The sequence below is a fragment of the Actinoplanes subglobosus genome (genome assembly GCF_042650585.1).
Classification (GTDB): domain Bacteria; phylum Actinomycetota; class Actinomycetes; order Mycobacteriales; family Micromonosporaceae; genus Actinoplanes; species Actinoplanes subglobosus.
Map to the genome: position 1 here is coordinate 112,421 of NZ_JBHSBL010000020.1, position 20,634 is coordinate 133,054.

Below are 20,634 nucleotides of genomic sequence, written 5' to 3' on the forward strand. Positions count from 1 at the left end.
GTCATCGACCGGCTGCGTCAGGGTAGACCAGGCGGTCTACCAGCGCTGTCGTCAATCCCGGTAGACCGGTGCCGGTGGATTCGCCGGGCCCAGCCGTTCCTTCAGCCAGGTGTCGTAGATGCGCGTCCAGGTGCCGTCGGACCGCATCCGCTCCAGCACCCCGTTGACGAACCGGGCCATGTCGTCGTGCCCTCTGGGGATGCCGATCCCGGCCGGCTCGTCGGACACCGGCTTCCCGGTCACCTCGGTCGTCGGGTCCTGTGCGGCCAGTCCGGCGAGCAGGATGTCGATCGTCGACACCGCGTCCACCTGCCCCTGCTGGAGCAGCACCAGGCAGTCCAGGGTGCTGTCGGTGCTCACCGGGACCAGCCGGTACGGCTGCTCGGCGATCGTCACGATGCTGGTGCTGCCCCGGGTCGCGCACACCTTCTTCCCGGCCAGGTCGGGGAAGTCCTTCACCCCGTCGGCCTTGCGCACGAGCAGCCGCTGGCGGGACGGGATGTACTCGCTGGAGAACAGGACCTGCTCCCAGCGCTCACAGGTCATCGACATGGTCCGGATGACCAGGTCGACCTGCTTCTGCTGCAGCATCGGGATCCGCTCCGCCGTGGTGATCGCCCGGAACTGCACCTTCGTGGGGTCGCCGAAGATCGCCCGCGCGATCTCCCGCGCGAAGTCGATCTCGAAGCCGACCAGCTCACCCGTCCCCGGATCACGGAACCCGAAGAGGTACGCGTTCTGGTCGATACCGACGACCAGCCGGCCGCGCTGCGCGATCTCCGCCATCGTGCTCTTCCCGGGCATCGCCCCCGGTTTCGGCATCGACGCCGGCGGCCGCAGGCTGGCCCGTGGATTGCAGGTCGGCGCCGCCGCGGGGGTCGGGATCTCGGCCGGGTCCTGCACGTTCAGCGGCCGCGGCACCACTGCCGTCGCGCGCGCCGCCACCGGCCGGGGCTGCTCGTCGGGCGTGCCGCACCCGGCGGCGACCGTCACGACCAGGAGCAGCGCAGCGGCGACCGTCGTCTTCGTCATGGTCCTCGTCCTCACCGGTACTCCGCGATCCGCGGCCTTCATCGGTACTCCGCGATCCGCGGCCTTCATCGGAACTGCCCGGTCGGCGGCCTTCATCGGTACTCCCCGATCCGGGGACGGAAACCCAGTCCGACGGCGACCACCAGCCCGGCGGTGAGCAGCACGAATCCCGCCGTCAGCCCGGTCAGTGCGCCCGCCGCGCCCTCGGCCTGCTCGTCCAGCTCCCGGTTGTTGGCGGTCAGCGCTTCGCTCAGCGCTTTGTCCAGCCGCGTGAACGCCGCCGGCAGCGCCTCCTCACCGGTGGCCGTCGCCAGCTCGACCGCCTTGTTCCAGTCGCCGCCGTTGTCCGCCTCCCGCACCGCGAGATGCAGCGCGCGCCAGCGGTTCGCCTCGTCCCGGGCCTGCGTGATGGCGGGCCGGTCGACGTCGTCGGCCATCGCCAGTGCCTCCTGCAGCAGCCCGCCCTTGCCGTCGAAACCGATCAGCTCGTCCAGCTGGGCGGTGAACTGCTTGTCGAACGTGGCACCGCCGCCGCGGGCGACCAGCGTCAGCGACTCGTTGGCCCGCGCCTGCAGCGCCGCGCGCCCGGCGTTGGCCAGCACCGCCACCTGCTCCGCCGGGCTGCCCTGCCCGGTGACGAGCCGCCCGGTCGAGGAGTTGATCGCGGTCGCCGACCAGAGCAGTGCCGACACCGCGACCAGGCTCGCCGCCACCAGGCCCACGTTGAACGTGCGCCGGCTCCGGCGGGCCACCAGCATCTGCGCGGCGACCAGGGCCCCGGCCAGCAGCAGCGCGAACAGCACGGTCAGCCAGGGCAGGCCGTCGGCCGCCTCCTGCTCGCCGACCAGCCGCTGATGGGTGCTGTCGAACACCCCGGCGGCGGCCGGCAGGATCGTCTGCTGCATCAGCCCCGACGCCTCCCGCAGGTAGGCGCCACCCAGCGGGACACCGAGCCGCTGGTTCGAGCGGGCCGTCTCGACCAGTCCGGTGTAGACCGGCAGCTGCTCGGCGACCACCCGCAGCCGGGCCGTCTCGTCGTCGTCGGCGTCCCGCAGCGCGATCGTCAGCGCCGCACTGGCCTGCGCGAGGTCGTCCAGGAACCGGCCCCGCAACTCGGCCGACTCACCGCCGGTGGACAGGAAGGCGGTCGCGGCCGTGGCGTCGGCGTCGGCCAGCGATCGGTACAGGGTCTGCGCGTCGACACTGATCGGTGCCTTGACCTCGGAGATGTCGGTGAGCAGCGTGTCGCGTTGCCGCACATCGGCCACCGCCGCCGTGCCGGTGGCCAGCGCCAGCACCACCAGCCCGGCGGCGACCAGCCAGTAGAGACGCGGCGTGGGCAATCGGCCGCTGGTCAGTGGTGCCGAACGTCTTGCGGGCGCGAGTTGGGTCGGCACACACACTCCCCGGTGATCCATGTGGGACGGCCACGATACGGCGACACCGCCACGGTAGGGAACCGCGTCCACACCCCCGGTGTTCTCCCACTAGGCGGCCAGGTCCAGGGCCGCCAGGTAGCCGAACGTCATCGCCGGGCCCAGGGTCGCGCCCGCCCCGGCGTAGCCGCGGCCCATCACCGAGGCGCTCGTGTTGCCGGCCGCGTACAGGCCCGGGATCGGTGTGCCGTCGTCGCGCAGCACCCGGGCCCGCTCGTCGGTGCGCAACCCACCCTTGGTCCCCAGATCGCCCGGTACCAGGGAGAACGCCAGGAACGGCGGCTTCAGCAGCGGGCCCAGGCACGGGTTCGGACGCTGCCGCGGGTCGCCGTAGTACCTGTCGTACGCCGAGTCGCCCCGCCCGAAGTCCTCGTCCCGCCCGCTCGCCGCGAACCCGTTGAACCGCCGCACCGTCCCGTGCAGCGCCCCGGCCGGCACGCCGATCCGCCCGGCCAGCTCGTCGAGGGTGCCGGCCCGGTGCGCGATCCCGGCGTCGAACCAGCGCCGGGGCAGCGGGGCCCGCGGCGCCCGCCCGGCGAACAGGTACCGGTCCCGGTAGGAGCGATCGGTCACCAGCCAGGCCGGCAGATGCGTGCCCGACCCGGTGCGCCCCAGCATGGTGTGCACCACGTCGACGTAGGGGGCGGCCTCGTTGACGAACCGCCGCCCGGTCCCGTCGACGACCAGGCTGCCTGGCAGATTGCGCTCGGCCAGGCAGAAATACGCCCCACCGGTCAGCGGTAGCGACGGCCCCCACCACGCCTCGTCCATCAGATCCAGGGCCGCGCCCAGCCGTTGCCCCTCCTCGATGCCCAGACCGGTGTTGCCGGCCGCTCCGACCGTCCACGCGGTACCGAGGTCCTGGTACGCACGGCGCATCCGCTCGTTGTGGTCGAACCCGCCGCACGCCAGCACCACCCCGCGCCGCGCCCGGAACAGGCACTCCGCGGTGACGACACCGGTGGCCCGGCCGTCGGTGACGTGCAGGGCGGTCATCGGCGTGCCCAACCGGACCGGCACCCCCGCCGACCGCAACCCGGCCCGCAGCCCGGCGGCCAGCGCCTGCCCCATCGTGAGCCGCCGCCCCCGGAACCGGCCCGCCGCCAGCCTGGCCGCGGTCAGCGCCGACCGCGGGTGCCGCAGCCCGAGCGACAGCCACCGGTAGTCGACGGCGGTCACCGCCATCCCGTTCGGTGCCGCGCGATAGGGCGGGGCGAGCCGGTCGAGGTCCTCGGCGACCCGGCGGACGTCCAGCGGGCGCGGCTCCAGCGTGCGGCCCTCGGCCAGCCCGCCCGGGGCCTCCGGGTGGTAGTCGGGATAGCCCGGCACCCGGGCGAACTCCAGCGGGGTGTGCCCGGTGACGAACGACAGCACCGCCGGGCCGTGCGCCAGCAGCGCATCCCGCCGATCAGCGGGCACCTCATCACCTGCAACGTGTTTCAGGTAAGTGGCCGCCTCCGGTCCAGGGAGCCACAGTCCTCCGCCGGAGCGGGCGGTCGAGCCGCCGTACACCTCGGCACCGTCCAGCACGACAACACTGAGATCGTGGTGCGCGGCGGTGAGCGCGGCGGTCATCCCGGCCGCGCCGCTCCCCACCACGACGACGTCGAATTCCTCTTCGCGCATCACTAGAACAGGTTATAGTTATCCGGTCGTCGACGCCATCCGGAGGCCCGCATGATCGTCGTGGTGGTGGGCTTCGGGGCGGCCGGCGCCTGTGCCGCCATCGAGGCCGCCGAGTCCGGCTCCGAGGTCCTGGTCGTCGACCGGTTCACCGGCGGCGGCGCCACCGCGATCTCGGGCGGCATCGTCTACGCCGGCGGTGGCACCCGGCAGCAGCGGGCCGCGGGCGTCTCCGACTCGCCCTCGTCGATGTACGACTACCTTCGCCACGAGACCCGCGACGCCGTCTCGCCGGCCACCCTCCGCCGCTTCTGCGACGGGTCCGCCGACATGCTGGCCTGGCTCGAGGACCACGGCGTGCCGTTCGACGCGAGCCTGTGCCCGTACAAGACGTCCTACCCGACCGATCGTCACTACCTGTATCAGTCAGGCAGCGAACACGCCTATCCGGCACCCGCCCCACGAGGGCACCGCACCCACGCCTCCGGCACCTCCGGCGGCACCTTCCACGCCCGCCTCGCGGCCGCCGCCCGATCGCGACGAGTCCGTTTCCTCACCCAGACCCGGGCCGTCACCCTTCTGACCTCTTCAAACCCCTCCGGTGGTACGGCTGGAGCCCCCCGATCGCACCATTCCGAGCCGGCTCCTGACGCCTCGGTGGCCGGGGTGCTCTGCCGGACCCTTCGCGAGGCGCCGGGGTGGGCCCGGCTCGCGCATCGGTGGTTGCACCGGTGGTCGGTGAAGCCGGGCGTGTATGTGCCGGGATTCGGGCGGGCGCTGCACCGGGCGGTCACCTGGATCGAGGGCAGGTATGGGCGGGAGCTGCGGATCCACGCGGACGCGGTGATCCTGGCGGCGGGTGGGTTCGTCTTCGACCGGGCGATGATGCGGGAGCACGCGCCCGGCTATCGCGGGTTGCGCCTGGGGACGCCCGGTGACGACGGTTCGGGTATCCGCCTCGGTACCGCGGTCGGGGCCGGAACCCGTCATCTGGACCGGGTCACGCTGTGGCGGTTCCTCACCCCGCCGTCGGCACTGCTCGGCGGTGTCCTCGTCGACCGGGACGGACGGCGGATCTGCGACGAGTCCCGCTACGGCGCGGCGATCGGTGACGCCGTCCACGCCTGCCCGGACGGCAGGGCCTGGCTGCTCCTGGACGCGACCGTGCTCCGCGAGGCGTGGCACCAGTTGCCGTCGCAGACACTCTGGTTCCAGCGGTGGCAGACCTGGTGGCTCTTCACCGCTCGCCGCACCTCGGCTCCGACCCTGGCGAAACTGGCCCGCCGTGCCGGCATCGACGAGACCACCCTCACCGCGACCGTCACCGCCAACAATGCGGCCGCCGTTCAGGCAGCCGGTGCTCGGGCGGTCGAGGCTCGGGCGGTCGAGGCTCGGGCGGTCGAGGCTCGGTCGGCTGACGCTCGTGCGGGCGCCGCCGGTGCCGGCCCGGATCCGGTCGGCAAGCCGGCGGAGCTGGTGCGGCCGTTGATCACGGCGCCGTTCTCGCTCTTGGACGTCTCGTTGCGAGCTGTCCCCGCGCCGATGCTCACCCTGGGCGGCCTGACCGTCGACGAGGAGACCGGCCAGGTGCTACGGCCGTCGGGAGCGCCGATCCCCGGCCTCTACGCGGCGGGCCGGACGGCCGTCGGTGTCTGCTCGGCGTCGTATGTCAGCGGCCTCTCCCTGGCCGACTGCGTCTTCTCCGGCCGCCGAGCCGGTCACCACGCATCCGGGTCCGCGTCAGCGGGCGCGGAATCCGGCCCGCCTTCCTCCGCGAGCGGCCCTCCTTCCGTCAGCGGCCCTTCCTCCGCCAGTGGTCCTTCCTCTGTCAGTGGTCCTTCCTCTGTCAGTGGTCCTTCCTCTGTCAGTGGTCCTTCCTCTGTCAGTGGTCCTTCCTCCGCCAACAGCCCCTCCCCTTCACCGGCTCTTCCCGCCTTCAGTGGTCCTTCACCCTCCAGCGGTCATTCCCCGCTCGGTGGCCCTTCCCCCTTCGGCCGCCCTTCACCCTCCAGCGGTCATTCCCCGCTCGGTGGCCCTTCCCCCTTAGACCGCCCTTCCACCTCCAGCCACCCTTTCCCCTCCAGCGGCCATTCCCCGCTCGGTGGCCCTTCCCCCTTCGACCGCCCTTCCCCCTTCGACCGCCCTTCCCCTTCCGACCGCTCTTCCCCCTCCAACCGCGCCGATTCGGCTGACGACGGCGATGAGCTGGGAGAAACCTCGTGATTGACGAAACTGAACTGCGACTTCTCGCGGACCGCCTGCGGGATGCGGAACGGGATCGGGTGCCGATCGCCCCGCTCGTTCAGGACCATCCGAAACTGACCGCGAGCGACGCCTACGAGATTCAGCTGCACAACATCCGGCGGCGGAGCGCCGCTGTCGTGGGGCACAAAGTAGGGCTCTCGTCGAAAGCCATGCAGGAGATGATGGGCGTCGACGAGCCGGACTACGGGCACCTGCTCGCCGACATGCGCCTTTCCGAGGACGAGGCGGTCGACGCCTCCCGGTTCTGCTATCCGCGGGTGGAGATCGAGGTGGCGTTTCTGCTCGGGGACGATCTGCCCGGGGAAGGGTGCACCGAGGAGGACGTTCTCGCGGCCACCGCAGCGTTCGCCCCGTCGATCGAACTGATCGACAGCCGGATCGCCGACTGGCGGATCAGCCTCGCCGACACGATCGCCGACAACGCCTCTTCCGCGGGATTCGTGGTGGGTGCTCAGCGCGTACCCCCGGATGGGGTTGACCCTCGGGGTATCGCCGCGGTCCTGCGGCGCGGGACCGAGACGGTGGCGTCCGGCCGATCGGATGCCGTGCTCGGGAATCCGGTCACCGCTGTCGCCTGGCTGGCGCGAACCGTCGCGAGGTTCGGTGTCCGGTTGAAGGCCGGGCACCTGATTCTGCCGGGGGCGTGCGCGCGTGCCGTCGACGCGCGGCCGGGCGACGCATTCGTCGCGGAATTCAGCGGACTCGGCGACGTCCGATTGACATTCGCCAATGCAATTGAGGCCGGGGAGGGGCGGGAATGACACTCAGCGCGGCGATCGTCGGGTCGGGCAACATCGGAACCGATCTGATGTACAAATTGCTGCGGTCGCCGGTGATCGAGCCGCGATGGATGGTCGGCATCGATCCGGAGAGCGCCGGGCTGCGGCGGGCGGCCGAGGCCGGGCTCGCGGTCAGCAGCGCCGGGGTGGACTGGCTGCTGCGTCAGGATCCGGTGCCTGACCTGGTGTTCGAGGCGACGTCGGCGGGGGTGCACCGGGCGAACGCGCCACGCTATGCCGAGGCCGGGATCCGCGCGATCGACCTGACACCGGCGGCGGTCGGGCCCGCCGTGGTGCCGGAGGTCAACCTCGGCGAGCATCGGGACGCGCCGAACCTGAACCTGATCACCTGCGGTGGACAGGCGACGATTCCGATGGTGCACGCGGTGTCGCGGGTGACGCCGGTCAGCTACGCGGAGATCGTGGCCACCGTGGCGTCACGCTCCGCCGGGCCCGGGACCAGGGCGAACATCGACGAGTTCACCCGCACCACGAGCCGCGGGCTGGAAACCATCGGCGGGGCGGCGCGGGGCAAGGCGATCATCGTGCTCAACCCGGCCGATCCGCCGCTGATCATGCGCGACACGATCTTCTGCGCGGTGACACCGGACGCGGACCAGGCGGCGATCGCCAAGTCCGTCGTGGACCTCGTCGCCCGGGTCGCCGCCTACGTGCCCGGCTATCGGCTGCTGGACGAACCACAGTTCGACCCGGTCGGTGACCAGGTGCGGGTGGGGATCTTCGTCGAGGTCGAGGGGGCCGGCGACTTCATGCCGGGATACGCCGGAAATCTGGACATCATGACGGCCGCGGCGACAAGGGTAGGTGAGGAACTTGCTCGATCTCAGGATCACTGACTCGTCGCTGCGGGACGGGTCGCATGCGAAACGGCACCAGTTCACCGTCGCCGAGGTGACCGCGATCGTCGCCGCCCTCGACGACGCGGGCGTCCCCGTCATCGAGGTCACCCACGGTGACGGGCTGGGCGGGTCGTCGTTCACCTACGGGTTCAGCCGCACCCCCGAACAGGAGCTCATCACCGCGGCCGTCGCCACCGCCACCCGCGCGAAGATCGCCTTCCTGATGCTGCCCGGCGTCGGGGTCCTCGACGACATCCGGGCCGCGGCCGGCAACGGCGCCACCGTCTGCCGGATCGCCACCCACTGCACCGAGGCCGACATCGCGGTCCAGCACTTCGGGATCGCCCGTGACCTGGGGCTGGAGACCGTCGGATTCCTGATGATGGCGCACTCGATTCCACCGGAGCGGCTGGCCGAGCAGGCCCGGATCATGGCGGACGCCGGTTGCCAGTGCGTCTATGTGGTCGACTCGGCCGGGGCGCTCGTCCTCGACCAGGTCGGTGACCGGGTCGCCGCCCTCGTCGCCGAGCTGGGTGCGGATGCGCAGGTCGGGTTCCACGGGCACGAGAACCTGGGGCTCGGCGTCGCGAACTCGATCCTGGCCTACCGGGCCGGGGCGAAACAGATCGACGGCAGCACCCGGCGATTCGGGGCCGGTGCCGGGAACACACCGGTCGAAGCGTTCGTCGGCGTCTGCGACAAGCTGGGCATCCGGACCGGCGTCGACTTCTTCAAGATCGTCGATGCGGCAGAGGACGTGGTACGCCCGGCGATGGCCGACGAGTGCAGGCTGGATCGGATGGCACTGATCATGGGGTACGCCGGGGTCTACTCCAGCTTCCTCATGCACGCTTACGCGCAGGCCGAGCGGTACGGGGTGTCGGGCGCGGAGATCCTGGTCAAGGCGGGGGAGCGGCGTCTCGTCGGCGGCCAGGAGGACCAGTTGATCACGATCGCCAGGGAGTTGAGCCAGGGCTGATGTGGATCCAGGGGGCAGGCGGGCTCTCCACGAACTCGAACCGCCCGTCGCCCTCCTCGCCCTCCTCGCCCTCCTCGTCCTCGTCGCCCTCCTCGTCCTCGTCGGCCGGTGGTGGCGCGGGTTCGGTGGACTCGATGAAGGCGATGACACTTTCCGCAGTGGTCGCAGTGGTCGCAGTGGTCGCAGTGGTCGCAGTGGTCGCAGTGGTCGCAGTGGTCGCAGTGGTCGCAGTGGTCGCGGTGGTCGTGGTGGCTTTTCTGTTCGCGTTCGTCGCCGCGTTCGCCGCGACCAGGAGCAGGCCGTCGGCTGAGGCGACGGCCAGTTCGCCGGTCGCCGTGATCGTCAGTGCCGTGATCGTCGCGGTGATCGACGGGTGTTCCAGGAGAGCGCCGGCGTCGACGTCGTATGCGACGAGGCTTCCGGCGGGCGTGCCGATCCACAGCACCCCGGGCTCGGCACCGAACGTGATGTTCGGGAAGGACCAGGAAGGATCGGGATCCGGATACGGTTCGCCCAGCCCGAGACCCGCGACCTGCCGCAACGACGGGAACGCGAAGACCACGACGAAGTTCTCGTAGGCCCCGCCACGGATCGCGAGATACCGGCCGTCCGCGCTGAAGACCGGCGTCTCGTAGCAGTCACAGGCCAGCGACAGGCCACGCCGCAACTGCCGCATCACCGCCGGTGACCCGTCGGTGACCGTGGCGAAGTAGACATGTGTCTCCGCCTGGTCGCTGCTCATCGTGGTCACCAGCCGACCGGCCGGATGCACCGTGACACCGGTGTCCCAGCCCGGCCCGGTGGCGGTCTCCCCGGTGGCGAGGTCGAGCGCGATCGAACGCTGCCAGTCGTGTTCCCAGCCCGGGGCCGGTGACAGCCACAGCGTCCGGCCGCCGGGGCTGAACGCCACCTGCCGGAACCCGATGGTGGGCTGCACGGTCTCCAGCGTCTCGATTCCGTCCGGTGTCCAGCGGACGAGATCGTCGGCGCCGGCCACCACGAGCTGTGGTTCCTCCGGGTGCCAGGCGGCGCCGGGTGTCCGGCTGTCGCGGTCCGAGCGGTAGTCGCCGTCGTCGTAGGGCACGGCACCGCCACCGATCAGCCCGATCTCCCCGAGTTGCCCGCCCTCGTGCCGCCAGACCCGGATCGCCGGACGATCCGGCTCCAGCCCGGCGATCAGGGGCAGCCGCGGATGACAGATCAGCCGTTCCGCGGCGAACCCGGTCCGTGTCCGCGCCACGATGTTCACGAACACACCGTATCGGCGCGGATCAGCCGGGCGTGCCGCCAGCGTGGACCCGATGCTCGAATCAGTAATAGGTGACCGAGACGTTTTCGGTCACCGGAATCGCCTGGCAGGCCAGGATGTAACCCTCCGCAAAGTCCTCCTCCTCCAGGATCTCGTTGTTGACCAGGGTGACCTCGCCGCTGACCAGCCGAACCGCACACGCTCCGCATTGGCCCTGCCGGCACGAGTACGGCGGATTGAGCCCCGCGTCGATGATCACGTCGAGGAGTCGTCTGCCCGGCGCCCAGGGCAGCACGTGGGTCTGCCCGTCGATCGCCACCTCGGCGACGGCCGCACGGCTGTCGGCCGGCTCGACCTCGAATCGTTCCACCCGGATCCGGGAGGCCGGCACCCCCGCCGATTGCAATGCCTTCTCGGCGACGGCGACGAATGCTTCCGGTCCGCAGACGAAGGCCTCTCTCCGCACGTACGGCGTGAGCAGCTCCTTGAGTGAATCAGCGGTGGGAATGCCCCGCTCACTGTCGAGCCAGTGAATGACCGGCAGCATGCCGTCGAGCCGTTCCCCGAAGATGACGGAATCGGCGTCACGATTGGCGTAGAGAAGAACGGGATCGCCCCGCATCGCCTTGACGATCCCCATGACCGGCGTGATTCCCGAGCCCGCGGCCAGAAGCAACAGATCGTCGTCGAGGGAGTCGGGGGTGAACCGTCCGGACGGCCCGGCCATCTCGATCGTGTCGCCGGGCCGGACGTGATCGCAGATCCAGTTGGAGACCTGACCGCCCGGCACGCGTTTCACCGTCACCGTGGGGGAATCGTCGACGCCCGGCGCGCTGGACAGCGAATAGCATCGCGCCCCGGCCGGGGTGCGCACCGTCAGGTACTGGCCGGGCAGGTAGTCGAATGTGGTGTCGAGAACCAGGGAACACGCGTCCGCGGTCTCCGGGATCACCGCGGCGATCCGGATCGGGCGGAAATCCGGCATCAGCTCACCTCCAGACGACCCTCGCGAACCGCCCGGTCGATGCTCGTCCGCAGCTCGGGGCAGGTCGGCACGAGCGCGGTCGGCCGGCCGGCGGCCGCCTCGGCGAGCCGGTCGCACGCCGGCCCGGACCACTGCACGCTGGTCTGCATCGCACTGCGTTTCCCGGCCCGGACCGGAAGCCCGCACGCCTCGCACCGCACCTCGGCGAGCCCCCCGGCCAGATACTCCTGCCGCTCACTGCCCGCGCCGCCATCGCGGCTGGCTCCGTCGCGATCGCGGCTGGCTCCGTCGCGATCGCTGTCGGCGCCGGCAGCGTCGCGGGCGGGGAGGGGGCCGTCGCGGGCGGGGAGAGGGCCGTTGGTGACGTCGCGGCCGGTGACCGTCATGAGGCTGCGGCCCGGGCCTGGTTGGCGGCGACCTCGGCCTCCCACGTCTCGACCGCCCGCGTCGTGTCCACCTCGAACTCGTAGCGCGCCACCATGTCCTCGGTGATGTCCTCGACGTCGACGTAGAACTGCTCATACCACCGGCGGAGCTGATAGACCGGCCCGTCCTCGGCGCAGAGCAGCGGGTTGTCGATGCGCGTCTTGTTCTTCCAGATCTCCACGTCCTGCAGGAACCCGACGCCGATGCCCTTGGCGAACTTGGCCGCCGCCCGGCCCGCCTGCTCGGTGCTGAGACCCGGCAGTCGCTTCATGGTCAGGCCCCACTGGAGAACGAACGAATTCGGGCTGACCGGGTAGTGGCAGTTGATCAGCACCGACTCGATGTTGACGCCGTGCCAGTCGTTGTACAGGTAATCGATCATGTAGGCCGGACCGTAGTAGGCCGCCTCCGACCGCAGCGTGGCGTCACCGGACTGGGTGGCCGAGGCCGGCACGTCCGGGCGCGGCCGGGTCTGCAGGAACTGCGCCGCCACATGCCCCTCCATCACGTTCTTGAAGAACGTCGGGAAGGCGAAGTGGATGTAGAAGAAGTGCGCCATGTCGACGACGTTGTCGATGATCTCCCGGCAGTTGGCGCCCTCGATGAGCACCGAATCCCAGGTCCAGTCGCTCCACTCGTCGGAGAACGCACCCTCGATGCGGGGGATCGCCACCTCCGGTGGGGGCGGATTGCCCTGCGGGTCGTGCCAGACGAACAACTGCCTGTTCTGCTCACAGGTCGTCCATGACCGGGTGCGTGCCCGCATCGGGATCCGGTGCGCGTAGGGCACCTCGACACAGCGGCCCTCCCCGTTCCACCGCCAGTCGTGGAACGGACAGGCGATGGTGTCACCCTTGATCGTGCCCTGGGTGAGGTCGCCGCCCATGTGCCGGCAGTAGCCGTCCAGCACGTTCAGCTTTCCGGACGAGTCGGCGAACACCACGAGCTTCGTGCCGAACGCCTGGATCGCGTGTGGCTGCCCGTCGCGGAACGTGTCGGCGAGCCCCAGGCAGTGCCACCCCCGGGCGAACCTCGCCGGTGGACTCCCGGCATCTATGGTGCGCGGTTGCTGGCTGATGCTCATGTCCCACTCCTGGTCCCTAGGTAGAACGTGTTCTAGTATAGGGGTCGCTCGACACGCGGCCAACCAGCCTGGAGGGTTCTCATGGAAGCGGTCCTCGCCGGAGTTCGAGAACTGTTACCTGTTCTGCGAGAGCGCGCTCAGGAGACCGAGGATCGGCGCGCGCTCGCCCCGGAAACGGTCAAGGCGCTGGCCGAGACCGGCTTCTTCCGCCTCCTGCAACCCACCCGTTTCGGCGGCCACGAGGCGCACCCGCTCGACTTCCTGACCGCGGTCCGTGACATCGCCTCGGCCTGCGGCTCGACCGGTTGGGTGGCCTCGGTCATCGGGGTGCACAACTGGCAGCTCGGACTTTTCCCCGACCGGGCCCAGCAGGACGTCTGGGGCGCCGATCCGGGCACCCGGATGTCCTCGTCCTACGCGCCGACCGGGAAGATCACCCGGGTCGACGGTGGTTACCGTGTCAACGGTCGCTGGAGCTTCTCCTCCGGCTGCGACCACGCCACCTGGGTGCTGCTCGGCGGCATCGTCCCACCCGGCGACGACGGCACCCCCGCCGACTTCTGCACCTTCCTGCTGCCGGCCTCGGATTACCTCATCGAGGACGTCTGGAACACCGTCGGCCTGCGCGGCACCGGCAGCAACGACATAGTCGTCGACAACGCCTTCGTCCCGGCGCACCGTGCGCTCAGCTTCAACGACACCGCCCGCTGCGTCTGCCCCGGTCAGGAGCAGAACCCGGGACCGCTCTACCGCATCCCCTATGCGTCGATCTTCACCTACGCCATCACCACGCCGATCATCGGCATGGCGACCGGGGCGTACCGCGCCCACGTCGACTACACCCGCGAACGGGTGCGGGCCGCTTACGTCGGGGTCAAAGCGGCCGAGGACCCGCACTCGCAGGTGCGCGTCGCCGAGGCCGCGGCCGACATCGACTCCGCCTGGTACGCGGTGCAGGCCAACATGCGCGAACTCATGGACCTCACCACCGCCGGGACGAAGCTGCCGATGCCGTTGCGCCTGCGGGTACGCCGCGACCAGGTCCGCGGGACCGCGCTGGCGATCCGCGCCGTCGACCGCCTCTTCGAGAACTCCGGTGGCCGGGCACTCGCCGTCGGCACCCCGATCCAGCGTTTCTGGCGTGACGCCCACTCCGGCCGGGTGCACGCGATCAACGACCCGGAACGAGCCCTGTCCATGTACGGCCGAGGCGAATTCGGCCTGCCGCTCAACGACGCGATGGTCTAGCCATGCCCGACTGCACCGAGCGGCAGTCACCCGCACCGTCCGGCGGACGTCGCGGGCGAGGGCCGGGAGGGCCTGGCCAAGGAGGTAACGCATGACACTGGCTTTCCACCGCGAGGGCGCCGGGTCACCGGTGGTCCTGCTGCACGGGGGCGGCCCCGGGGCGTCGGCCATGAGCAATTTCGGCCGCACTGTCCCCGTGCTCGCCGGGCACTTCGACATCCTCGCCGTCGACCAGCCCGGATACGGCGGCTCACTGGGTGACCCGATCACCGGGCAGTACTTCACCCACGCCGCCACCGAACTCGCCGCGCTCCTCGACAAACTCGGCATCGACAAGGTCGACCTGGTCGGGAACTCGCTCGGCGGCGGGACAGCCGTCCGTTTCGCCCTGATGCACCCCGCACGCGCCCGCCGGCTGCTCCTGATGGGACCCGGCGGACTGTCACTGAACGTCTTCTCCGCGGACCCGACCGAAGGGGTCAAACGCCTCGGCGCGTTCGCCCGGGACCCCAGCCGGGAAAGACTGGGAGCCTTCCTCCGGACCCTGGTGTTCGATCCGTCGCTGATCTCCGACGATCTGATCGAGGAACGTTTCCGGGCCGCGGTCGACCCGGCCGCCATGCGCGCCATGCGCGAGATGGGTGCCTCCTTCAGCAACCCGGCGACATACGAGGAAGGGATGCTCTGGCGCGAGGCCCACCGCCTGCGCCACGAGACCCTGCTCGTCTGGGGCCGCGAGGACCGGGTCAACCCGCTCGACGGCGCGCTGGTCGCCCTCAAGGTCCTGCGGAACGCGCGCCTGCATGTCTTCGGTGGCTGTGGCCACTGGGCCCACCTGGAGAAATTCGACGAGTTCAACCGCTTGGCCATCGACTTCCTCACCCCCTGAACCCTTCACCTCCTCTATCGCGCCCGCCCCGATTCCTGGTTCTGTGAGAGGGGACACCACTCGTGAGCAACCTCATCCGATCCCTCGGCTATCTGCGCGTCGAAGCCACGGACCTGCCCGCCTGGCGTGACTTCGGCGTCAAGGTGCTCGGCATGACCGAGGGCCGCGGCCCCGACCCGCAGGCCGTCTATCTGCGCATGGACGAGCTGCCGGCCCGCATCGTGGTGGTGCCCGGCGAGAAGGACCGGCTCGCCGCCTCCGGCTGGGAACTCGCCGACCCGGCCGCCCTCACCCGGCTCGTCGGCGTCCTCGACGAGGCCGGTATCGCCGTCAAACCGGCCGGTGCCGACGAACTCGCCGACCGTCGCGTCTCCCACCTGATCAGCGTCGACGACCCGGCCGGCAACCGTCTCGAGTTCTTCTGTGGTGCCGCCCTCGACAGCCGGCCGTCGCTCAGCTCGTACGGCACCCGGTTCGTCACCGGGATCCAGGGCATGGGGCATGTCGTCCTGCCGGTCCGCGACGACACCGCCTCGCTGCGGTTCTGGAGCGAGGTCCTCGGGTTCCGGCTGCGCGACTCGATGCGCCTCGTCCCCGAGCACCTCGGGCTGCCGCCGGGCGACAGGCCCCTGTGGATGCGGTTCCTCGGCTGCGGACCGCGCCACCACAGCGTCGCCCTCGCCCCGATTCCGGCGCCCACCGGACTCGTACACCTGATGATCGAAACCGAGACCCTCGACGACGTCGGCCGGGCCATCGACCGGTGCGGCCGCAACAAGGCCCCGATGATCTCCACCCTGGGCCGGCACGCCAACGACGAGATGGTCTCCTTCTACGTCCGCACACCGAGCGGATTCGACATCGAGTACGGCTACGGCGGCCTCACCGTCGACGACGACACCTGGGTCGCCCGCCAGACCACCGCGCACAGCGTCTGGGGCCACCGCTTCTCCGGTGGCGGCGGCCATTGACCACCCACCCGTCCGTGCCGGTGTCGCCGGCCGCCGGATTCCGGAGGGTCTTCGGCCACTTCGGAACCGGCGTCACCGTCATCACCACCGCCGACGCCGACGGGCCGGCCGGATTCGCCTGCCAGGCGTTCGCGCCGCTCTCCCTCGATCCGCCGCTGGTGCTGTTCTGCCCGCAGAACGGCTCGGCCACGTGGCGCCGGATCCGGGCTGCCGGAGCCTTCTGCGTCAACATCCTGGCCGCCGACCAGCGTGACGTCTCACGGCTCTTCGGCACCCGCGGCGCGGACCGGTTCGCCGCCCTCGGCTGGGTGCCGGCGCCGTCCGGGTCGCCGGTCCTCGACGGCGTCCTGACCTGGGCCGACTGTCTGGTGGAGGCGGTGCATCCGGGCGGCGACCACGCGATCGTCACCGGCCGGGTCACCACGCTGGGGCCGTGCCGCGACGTGACGCCGCTGCTCTTCCACCGCAGCCGTTACACCACGACCACACCGACCTCGCCGTACGAGCCACCCGAGGTCGTCGACACCCTCCTGTCCTGGCCGCGCCACACCGACTGGATGTAGTCAGTGGGCGCCCGAAGTAGCGGGTCCGGGCAGTCGATCGCCCCCAGCGCGGTGACTGCCGCCCTTCACCAGGTCGCCCCGCCGGATCTTGACCATTTTTCCACCGTTTCCGGTGGTCAGCCGGTCAAGATCGGCCAAGAGCAACCCGGCAGACGTCGACGGTCACCGCACCGGTAAGGCATCCCATGACCTCGGGTTATGGGGAGACGGCGATCGTGTGCACCGACCCACGCTGCCGTCGGCCTTGACCGGCATGGCACCGCGCCGGCGGCATGGCGCCGCGCCGGCGGGGTGGCGCCGCGCCGGCGGGGTGGCGCCGGCCAATTGGTCTTCACCCGCGCCCCGCCACTCACGCCGAACATGTTCTGGTGACATCTTGCTTAGTGAATACTTGCTTCAGGACTATAGTCATGGGCGAGGCCCGTTGGGTCGATCGCCGCTGAGGAGGTATCCGCGTGGGTAAGCTGCGGGAACGGGAATTCGTCCGCAGAGGAGGTCGGTCCATGAGCGCTGAGTCAGCGTTCCAGTGGCACCGGCCGCCAGCGGAGGGGTTCACCGCCGATGATCTCGATCGGATCCCTGATCTCCCGTCACATGCCGAGCTCATCGACGGGAGTCTCATCCTCGTGAGCTCGCAGAAGCGATTCCACATGAGGGTCTTACGCCTTCTCGAGAACGCCCTGATCAGCTGCGCGCCGCGAGACCGGTTCCGGGTGAGCCGTGAGATGTCGGTCGTGCTCGGGCCGAAGCAGCGGCCGGAGCCCGATCTCATTGTCATCCATGCGGATGCTGAGGTCGACGACGACGCGACGTGGTATCCCGCTGAGGCCGTCGTGCTCGCGGTGGAGGTGATGTCGCCCGAGTCGGAGATCCGCGACCGGAAGCGCAAGCCGGAGCTCTATGCCGAGGCGGGCATCCCGTACTTCTGGCGGGTGGAGAACCGCGAGGGCAAGGCGGTCGTCTACGCCTACGAGCTCGACCCGGCAGTCCGTGCCTACACGCCGCTCACGATCTTTCGGGGTCGGGTGCAGCTACCGGATCCGTTCGTCATCGACATCGACCTCACCGAGATCGAGCGGATGTGACGGTCAGTTGCAGTGGGAGAAGTCGCTCTCGTAGGACAATCCGCCGATCGAGCCGCCCCACTTGACGCACGTCTGCGGGGCCGCGGCGCTGACCGGACCGGCGTAGTACTGGAACGAGCCCTTGTCGGTGACCTGCCCGCTGCCCTGGACCTCCAGCGTGGCTGACATCGAGGTCTTCACATCGAGGGTGTTCTCCTTGATGGTGACCACGCAGTTCTTTCCGCCGGACGCCCGGTAGAGCAGGTAGATCGTGCCGCGCAGCACCCCGGCCGACGTCTCCAGATTCTTCGAGTTGATCACCTGGTATCCGCTGCCGCAGAGGTTGACCGGATCGTTGTGAGGGTTGGTCACCGGGTCGGTGGCCGACGGGTCGTCGGTCTCGTCCGGGTCGGTCGTCGCGGTGGCGGTCGGCTGGCCGGTGGTGTCCGGGCCGGTCACCGGGACCTCGCCGGCGGGAGGGGTGGTCTCGGTCGCGGAGCCGCCCTTCGTCTTGCCGGGGCGGGCGGTGACCTGGCCGCGCGGTTTGCCGGTCGAGGCGTCCTGCTGGAGCTGGTCGCTCTGCGGGCCGCTGTCCTGCGATTCGATCACCGGCTCGGTCTTGTCCGCCTGGTTGCCCAGGATGATCCCGACGCCCGCGAGCAGAGCCACGACAGCGACCGCCGCGAGCGCCACGGTGCTGTTGCGCCGCCGCACCGACGAGGTCGCGGTGACGTCACCCGGCGCGTTCGCACGAGCCCCACCCGGCGACCCACCGGCGAATCCGTGCCCGACCGCGCCGCCCGGCGCCGTGCCCGCGGCGAATCCGTGCCCGACCGCGCCGCCCGGCGCCGTGCCCGCGGCGAATCCGTGCCCGACCGCGCCGCCTGACGCCGTGCCCGCGGCGAATCCGTGCCCGACCGCGCCGCCTGACGCCGTGCCCGCGGCGAATCCGTGCCCGACCGATGCCGAGCCGGGTGTGAAACCGCCCCGGTTCATTCCGGCGGAACCGGAACCGGAAGCGGAGGCTGATCCCGGTGCGAAGCCGTGCGGCGGCCCGCCGGCGAATGTTCCAGCCGGTCCAGCACCGGCCGGATGCGATCCGGTGGGGGAACCGCCGGGGAACGACCCGCCGGTGGGGGAACCGCCGGGGAACGACCCGCCGGGCGCGGCACCGACGCCAGGGCGGCCGGTTGCCCCAGTCATCCCCGCCGCCGGACCCGACGCCCGACCGGACAAGGGCCGCCCGGGCGGGGAGACCGCGGCCGCCGCCAACGCCGCGGCGCTGGGGAAACGATGCACCGGGTCCTTGGCCAGGGCCCGCATCACCACCGCCGCCACCGGCCCCGGGACGTCGGGCGGAAGGACCGGCGGCTGCCCGTGTACGAGCTGGGCGAGAACGGCGAGCGGATTGTCACCGACATACGGCGGCCGCCCGGTGAGGCAGCTGAACGCCACGGCACCGACGGCGTACACGTCGGTGGCGGCGGTGACGGGACGGCCCTCCGCCTGTTCCGGGGCCATGTAGTGGGCGCTCCCGAGAACCACGTTGGTGCTGGTGATCCCGGTGACCCCGACCGACCGCGCGACACCGAAGTCGACGAGGACGATGGCGCCGGCCGGCCGTACCAGAAGATTGCTGGGTTTGACGTCGCGGTGAATGATGCCGGCCTCGTGGGCGGCCTGGAGGGCCGAAGCGACCTGCGCGATCATCGTCATCGTGTCGGCGGGGGAGAGCCGGCCGGCCTGCTGGATCCGTTTGGACAGCGGGGTGCCCTCGATGTACTCCATCACCAGGAAGTCGAGCCGGTGCGCGCCGACCTGCGCGTTCTCACCGTAGTCGTAGACCTGCACGATCCCGGGGTGCCGCAGCGCCGCCATCATCCGGGCCTCGGAGCGGAACCGCGTGATGAAGTCCGCATCGGACATCAGCGCCGGGAGCAGCACCTTCACCGCGATGTCGCGTTGCAGCAGGAGGTCCTCGCCGCGCCACACCTCGCCCATCCCGCCGGCCGCGATCCGCTGGGTCAGCCGATAGCGGCCGTTGAGCACGTCACCCGGAGATAGCACCGGGCCATGTTAGTAGGGAGACGGCACCACCGTGGGCGTGAGTCGTGCGACATGGGATTCCGGCGAACCGAACATCTGCGCGGTCGCCCAGGCCCGCCGGAGGTATCGGTGGGCGTCGTGTTCCCAGGTGATCGCGATGCCGCCGTGCATCTGCATCATCTCGGCGGCGACCGCCCGTACCGTCTCGGAGCAGGTCACCTTCGCCACGGCGGCGAGCAGCGGGGCGTCGGCCGTGCCGTCGGCGACGGCCTGGACGGCTGCCTCGCACGCGGACCGGGCGGCCTGCACCCGGATGTAGGCTTCGGCCAGCCGATGCTGCAGCACCTGGAACGACCCGATCGGCCGTCCGAACTGGTGCCGCTGCTGGACGTAGCCGACGGTCAGTTCGAGGGCGCGTCCGGCGGTGCCGAGCTGTTCGGCGGCGAGCGTGGCGCAGGCCAGGGGGAGCAGGTCGGGTGCCGTCCCGGTGAGCCGTCGCCCCGCCGCCCGGTCGAGTCGCAGTGTTCCGACCTGCCGGGTCAGGTCGAGCGATCCTCCGACGTCGATGCCGGTGTTCACCTCGTGGACGCCGTCGTCCGTGACGGCCAGCACGGTGTCGGCCGCCGTGACGTCCCGGAAGAGGGCCGGGCCGTCCCTGAGGAAGGCCACGGTGACGGTCCGCTCACCGGTGCAGATCGCCGGCAGCAGCCGCTCCCGGGCCTCGTCGTCGTCGAGCCCGAGCAGGGTGTGCACGGCCAGCACGGTCCCCAGCATCGGTGCCGGGCTCAGCACCCGCCCGAGTTCCTCCAGCACGACGGCCGCCTCGGTGAGCCCGGCACCGGATCCGCCGAGTTCCTCCGGCACGGTCAGCCCGGCGACACCGATCTCCTTGCACAGCCTCCCCCACATCCCGGGCGCCGCGGTCTGCCCGTCGAGCAGCCCACGCACCGCCTCCCGCAGGGCCTCGAGCTCGTCAAACATCAAGATCAAACCCTTCCTTCCCGGTACGGGCCACCGCCGGCCCCACCGCACCGGCCCGGTCCCGTGGCCACACCGCGGCGCCGTCCCGGTGCGGGACCGAAACGCGACCGCCGGGCTGAGGCGGTGGGTCACCATCGTGACGACGCAGGACAGG

The 20,634-nt window shown here is 70.8% G+C and carries 17 protein-coding genes and 1 pseudogene; 9 read left to right on the top strand and 9 right to left on the bottom strand.

What is annotated here, in order from left to right; genetic code table 11:
• Window positions 1-51: 51 nt before the first annotated feature.
• The 3 genes from ACFO0C_RS29670 to ACFO0C_RS29680 form a co-directional block, all read right to left on the bottom strand.
• Window positions 52-1,032 carry a glutamate ABC transporter substrate-binding protein gene (locus ACFO0C_RS29670; protein WP_378070015.1) on the bottom strand — a complete coding sequence of 327 codons (981 nt, stop codon included), beginning with the start codon at window positions 1,030-1,032 and terminating at the stop codon, window positions 52-54.
• Between the two features lie 92 nt (window positions 1,033-1,124).
• Window positions 1,125-2,429: a hypothetical protein gene (locus tag ACFO0C_RS29675; protein ID WP_378070016.1), complete on the bottom strand. Its 1,305-nt coding sequence runs from the start codon at window positions 2,427-2,429 to the stop codon at window positions 1,125-1,127.
• A gap of 90 nt (window positions 2,430-2,519) precedes the next feature.
• Entirely contained in the window at window positions 2,520-4,094 is a 1,575-nt protein-coding gene (locus tag ACFO0C_RS29680) for an FAD-dependent oxidoreductase (protein WP_378070017.1), read from the bottom strand.
• Between the two features lie 51 nt (window positions 4,095-4,145).
• Between ACFO0C_RS29680 and ACFO0C_RS29685 the strand changes: the two are divergent.
• The 4 genes and pseudogenes from ACFO0C_RS29685 to dmpG all read left to right on the top strand — a co-directional run.
• Window positions 4,146-5,822, top strand: a pseudogene (locus tag ACFO0C_RS29685) (FAD-binding protein); the annotation flags it as partial.
• Window positions 5,823-6,310: 488 nt separating this feature from the next.
• Entirely contained in the window at window positions 6,311-7,117 is an 807-nt protein-coding gene (locus ACFO0C_RS29690; protein WP_378070018.1) for a 2-keto-4-pentenoate hydratase, read from the top strand.
• On the top strand, window positions 7,114-7,992 hold the full coding sequence (locus ACFO0C_RS29695; protein ID WP_378070019.1) for an acetaldehyde dehydrogenase (acetylating): 879 nt from the start codon (window positions 7,114-7,116) through the stop codon (window positions 7,990-7,992). Before ACFO0C_RS29690 ends, ACFO0C_RS29695 begins: the two co-directional genes overlap by 4 nt.
• Window positions 7,970-8,974 (top strand): 4-hydroxy-2-oxovalerate aldolase, encoded by a 1,005-nt coding sequence (gene dmpG / locus ACFO0C_RS29700; protein WP_378070020.1) that lies wholly within the window; start codon window positions 7,970-7,972, stop codon window positions 8,972-8,974. Before ACFO0C_RS29695 ends, dmpG begins: the two co-directional genes overlap by 23 nt.
• Here the strand turns inward: dmpG and ACFO0C_RS29705 are convergent.
• From ACFO0C_RS29705 to ACFO0C_RS29720, 4 genes are all read right to left on the bottom strand, one after another.
• Window positions 8,943-10,223 (bottom strand): hypothetical protein, encoded by a 1,281-nt coding sequence (locus tag ACFO0C_RS29705; RefSeq protein ID WP_378070021.1) that lies wholly within the window; start codon window positions 10,221-10,223, stop codon window positions 8,943-8,945. The two genes, dmpG and ACFO0C_RS29705, sit on opposite strands and share 32 nt — an antisense overlap.
• Window positions 10,224-10,284: 61 nt before the next feature.
• Window positions 10,285-11,208 carry a 2Fe-2S iron-sulfur cluster-binding protein gene (locus ACFO0C_RS29710; protein WP_378070022.1) on the bottom strand — a complete coding sequence of 308 codons (924 nt, stop codon included), beginning with the start codon at window positions 11,206-11,208 and terminating at the stop codon, window positions 10,285-10,287.
• Window positions 11,208-11,429, bottom strand: coding sequence for a hypothetical protein (locus tag ACFO0C_RS29715; RefSeq protein ID WP_378070489.1), 222 nt, complete (start codon window positions 11,427-11,429; stop codon window positions 11,208-11,210). The genes ACFO0C_RS29710 and ACFO0C_RS29715 overlap by 1 nt, the downstream gene beginning before the upstream one ends.
• A 161-nt stretch (window positions 11,430-11,590) precedes the next feature.
• Entirely contained in the window at window positions 11,591-12,718 is a 1,128-nt protein-coding gene (locus tag ACFO0C_RS29720) for a Rieske 2Fe-2S domain-containing protein (RefSeq protein ID WP_378070023.1), read from the bottom strand.
• Between the two features lie 81 nt (window positions 12,719-12,799).
• Here ACFO0C_RS29720 and hsaA point away from each other — a divergent pair, with 81 nt between their 5' ends.
• The 5 genes from hsaA to ACFO0C_RS29745 all read left to right on the top strand — a co-directional run bounded on the left by hsaA (window position 12,800) and on the right by ACFO0C_RS29745 (window position 17,474).
• Window positions 12,800-13,966, top strand: coding sequence for a 3-hydroxy-9,10-secoandrosta-1,3,5(10)-triene-9,17-dione monooxygenase oxygenase subunit (gene hsaA / locus ACFO0C_RS29725; protein ID WP_378070024.1), 1,167 nt, complete (start codon window positions 12,800-12,802; stop codon window positions 13,964-13,966).
• 91 nt (window positions 13,967-14,057) lie between these two features.
• Window positions 14,058-14,855, top strand: coding sequence for a 4,5:9,10-diseco-3-hydroxy-5,9,17-trioxoandrosta-1(10),2-diene-4-oate hydrolase (gene hsaD / locus ACFO0C_RS29730; RefSeq protein WP_378070025.1), 798 nt, complete (start codon window positions 14,058-14,060; stop codon window positions 14,853-14,855).
• 62 nt (window positions 14,856-14,917) lie between these two features.
• The gene (gene hsaC, locus ACFO0C_RS29735; RefSeq protein ID WP_378070026.1) at window positions 14,918-15,826 is read left to right on the top strand and encodes an iron-dependent extradiol dioxygenase HsaC; all 909 of its coding nucleotides are present in this window, start codon (window positions 14,918-14,920) and stop codon (window positions 15,824-15,826) included.
• A 14-nt stretch (window positions 15,827-15,840) separates the two neighbouring features.
• On the top strand, window positions 15,841-16,389 hold the full coding sequence (gene hsaB, locus ACFO0C_RS29740; RefSeq protein ID WP_378070027.1) for a 3-hydroxy-9,10-secoandrosta-1,3,5(10)-triene-9,17-dione monooxygenase reductase subunit: 549 nt from the start codon (window positions 15,841-15,843) through the stop codon (window positions 16,387-16,389).
• A gap of 503 nt (window positions 16,390-16,892) precedes the next feature.
• The gene (locus ACFO0C_RS29745; RefSeq protein WP_378070028.1) at window positions 16,893-17,474 is read left to right on the top strand and encodes a Uma2 family endonuclease; all 582 of its coding nucleotides are present in this window, start codon (window positions 16,893-16,895) and stop codon (window positions 17,472-17,474) included.
• 3 nt (window positions 17,475-17,477) lie between these two features.
• On the opposite strand, the gene ACFO0C_RS29750 is transcribed toward ACFO0C_RS29745, so the two are convergent.
• Entirely contained in the window at window positions 17,478-19,520 is a 2,043-nt protein-coding gene (locus ACFO0C_RS29750) for a serine/threonine-protein kinase (protein ID WP_378070029.1), read from the bottom strand.
• Window positions 19,521-19,529: 9 nt separating this feature from the next.
• Window positions 19,530-20,480, bottom strand: a complete 951-nt coding sequence (locus ACFO0C_RS29755; RefSeq protein ID WP_378070030.1) for an acyl-CoA dehydrogenase family protein — start codon at window positions 20,478-20,480, stop codon at window positions 19,530-19,532.
• Window positions 20,481-20,634: the final 154 nt, after the last annotated feature.

Excerpts from the sequence above, each read along its gene's own strand:
- ACFO0C_RS29670 (WP_378070015.1), bottom strand. The coding sequence starts at position 1,032 with ATGACGAAGACGACGGTCGCCGCTGCGCTGCTCCTGGTCGTGACGGTC.
- ACFO0C_RS29680 (WP_378070017.1), bottom strand. The coding sequence starts at position 4,094 with ATGCGCGAAGAGGAATTCGACGTCGTCGTGGTGGGGAGCGGCGCGGCC.
- ACFO0C_RS29695 (WP_378070019.1), top strand. The coding sequence starts at position 7,114 with ATGACACTCAGCGCGGCGATCGTCGGGTCGGGCAACATCGGAACCGAT.
- ACFO0C_RS29710 (WP_378070022.1), bottom strand. The coding sequence starts at position 11,208 with ATGCCGGATTTCCGCCCGATCCGGATCGCCGCGGTGATCCCGGAGACC.
- ACFO0C_RS29720 (WP_378070023.1), bottom strand. The coding sequence starts at position 12,718 with ATGAGCATCAGCCAGCAACCGCGCACCATAGATGCCGGGAGTCCACCG.
- hsaA (WP_378070024.1), top strand. The coding sequence starts at position 12,800 with ATGGAAGCGGTCCTCGCCGGAGTTCGAGAACTGTTACCTGTTCTGCGA.
- hsaD (WP_378070025.1), top strand. The coding sequence starts at position 14,058 with ATGACACTGGCTTTCCACCGCGAGGGCGCCGGGTCACCGGTGGTCCTG.
- ACFO0C_RS29745 (WP_378070028.1), top strand. The coding sequence starts at position 16,893 with ATGAGCGCTGAGTCAGCGTTCCAGTGGCACCGGCCGCCAGCGGAGGGG.
- ACFO0C_RS29755 (WP_378070030.1), bottom strand. The coding sequence starts at position 20,480 with ATGTTTGACGAGCTCGAGGCCCTGCGGGAGGCGGTGCGTGGGCTGCTC.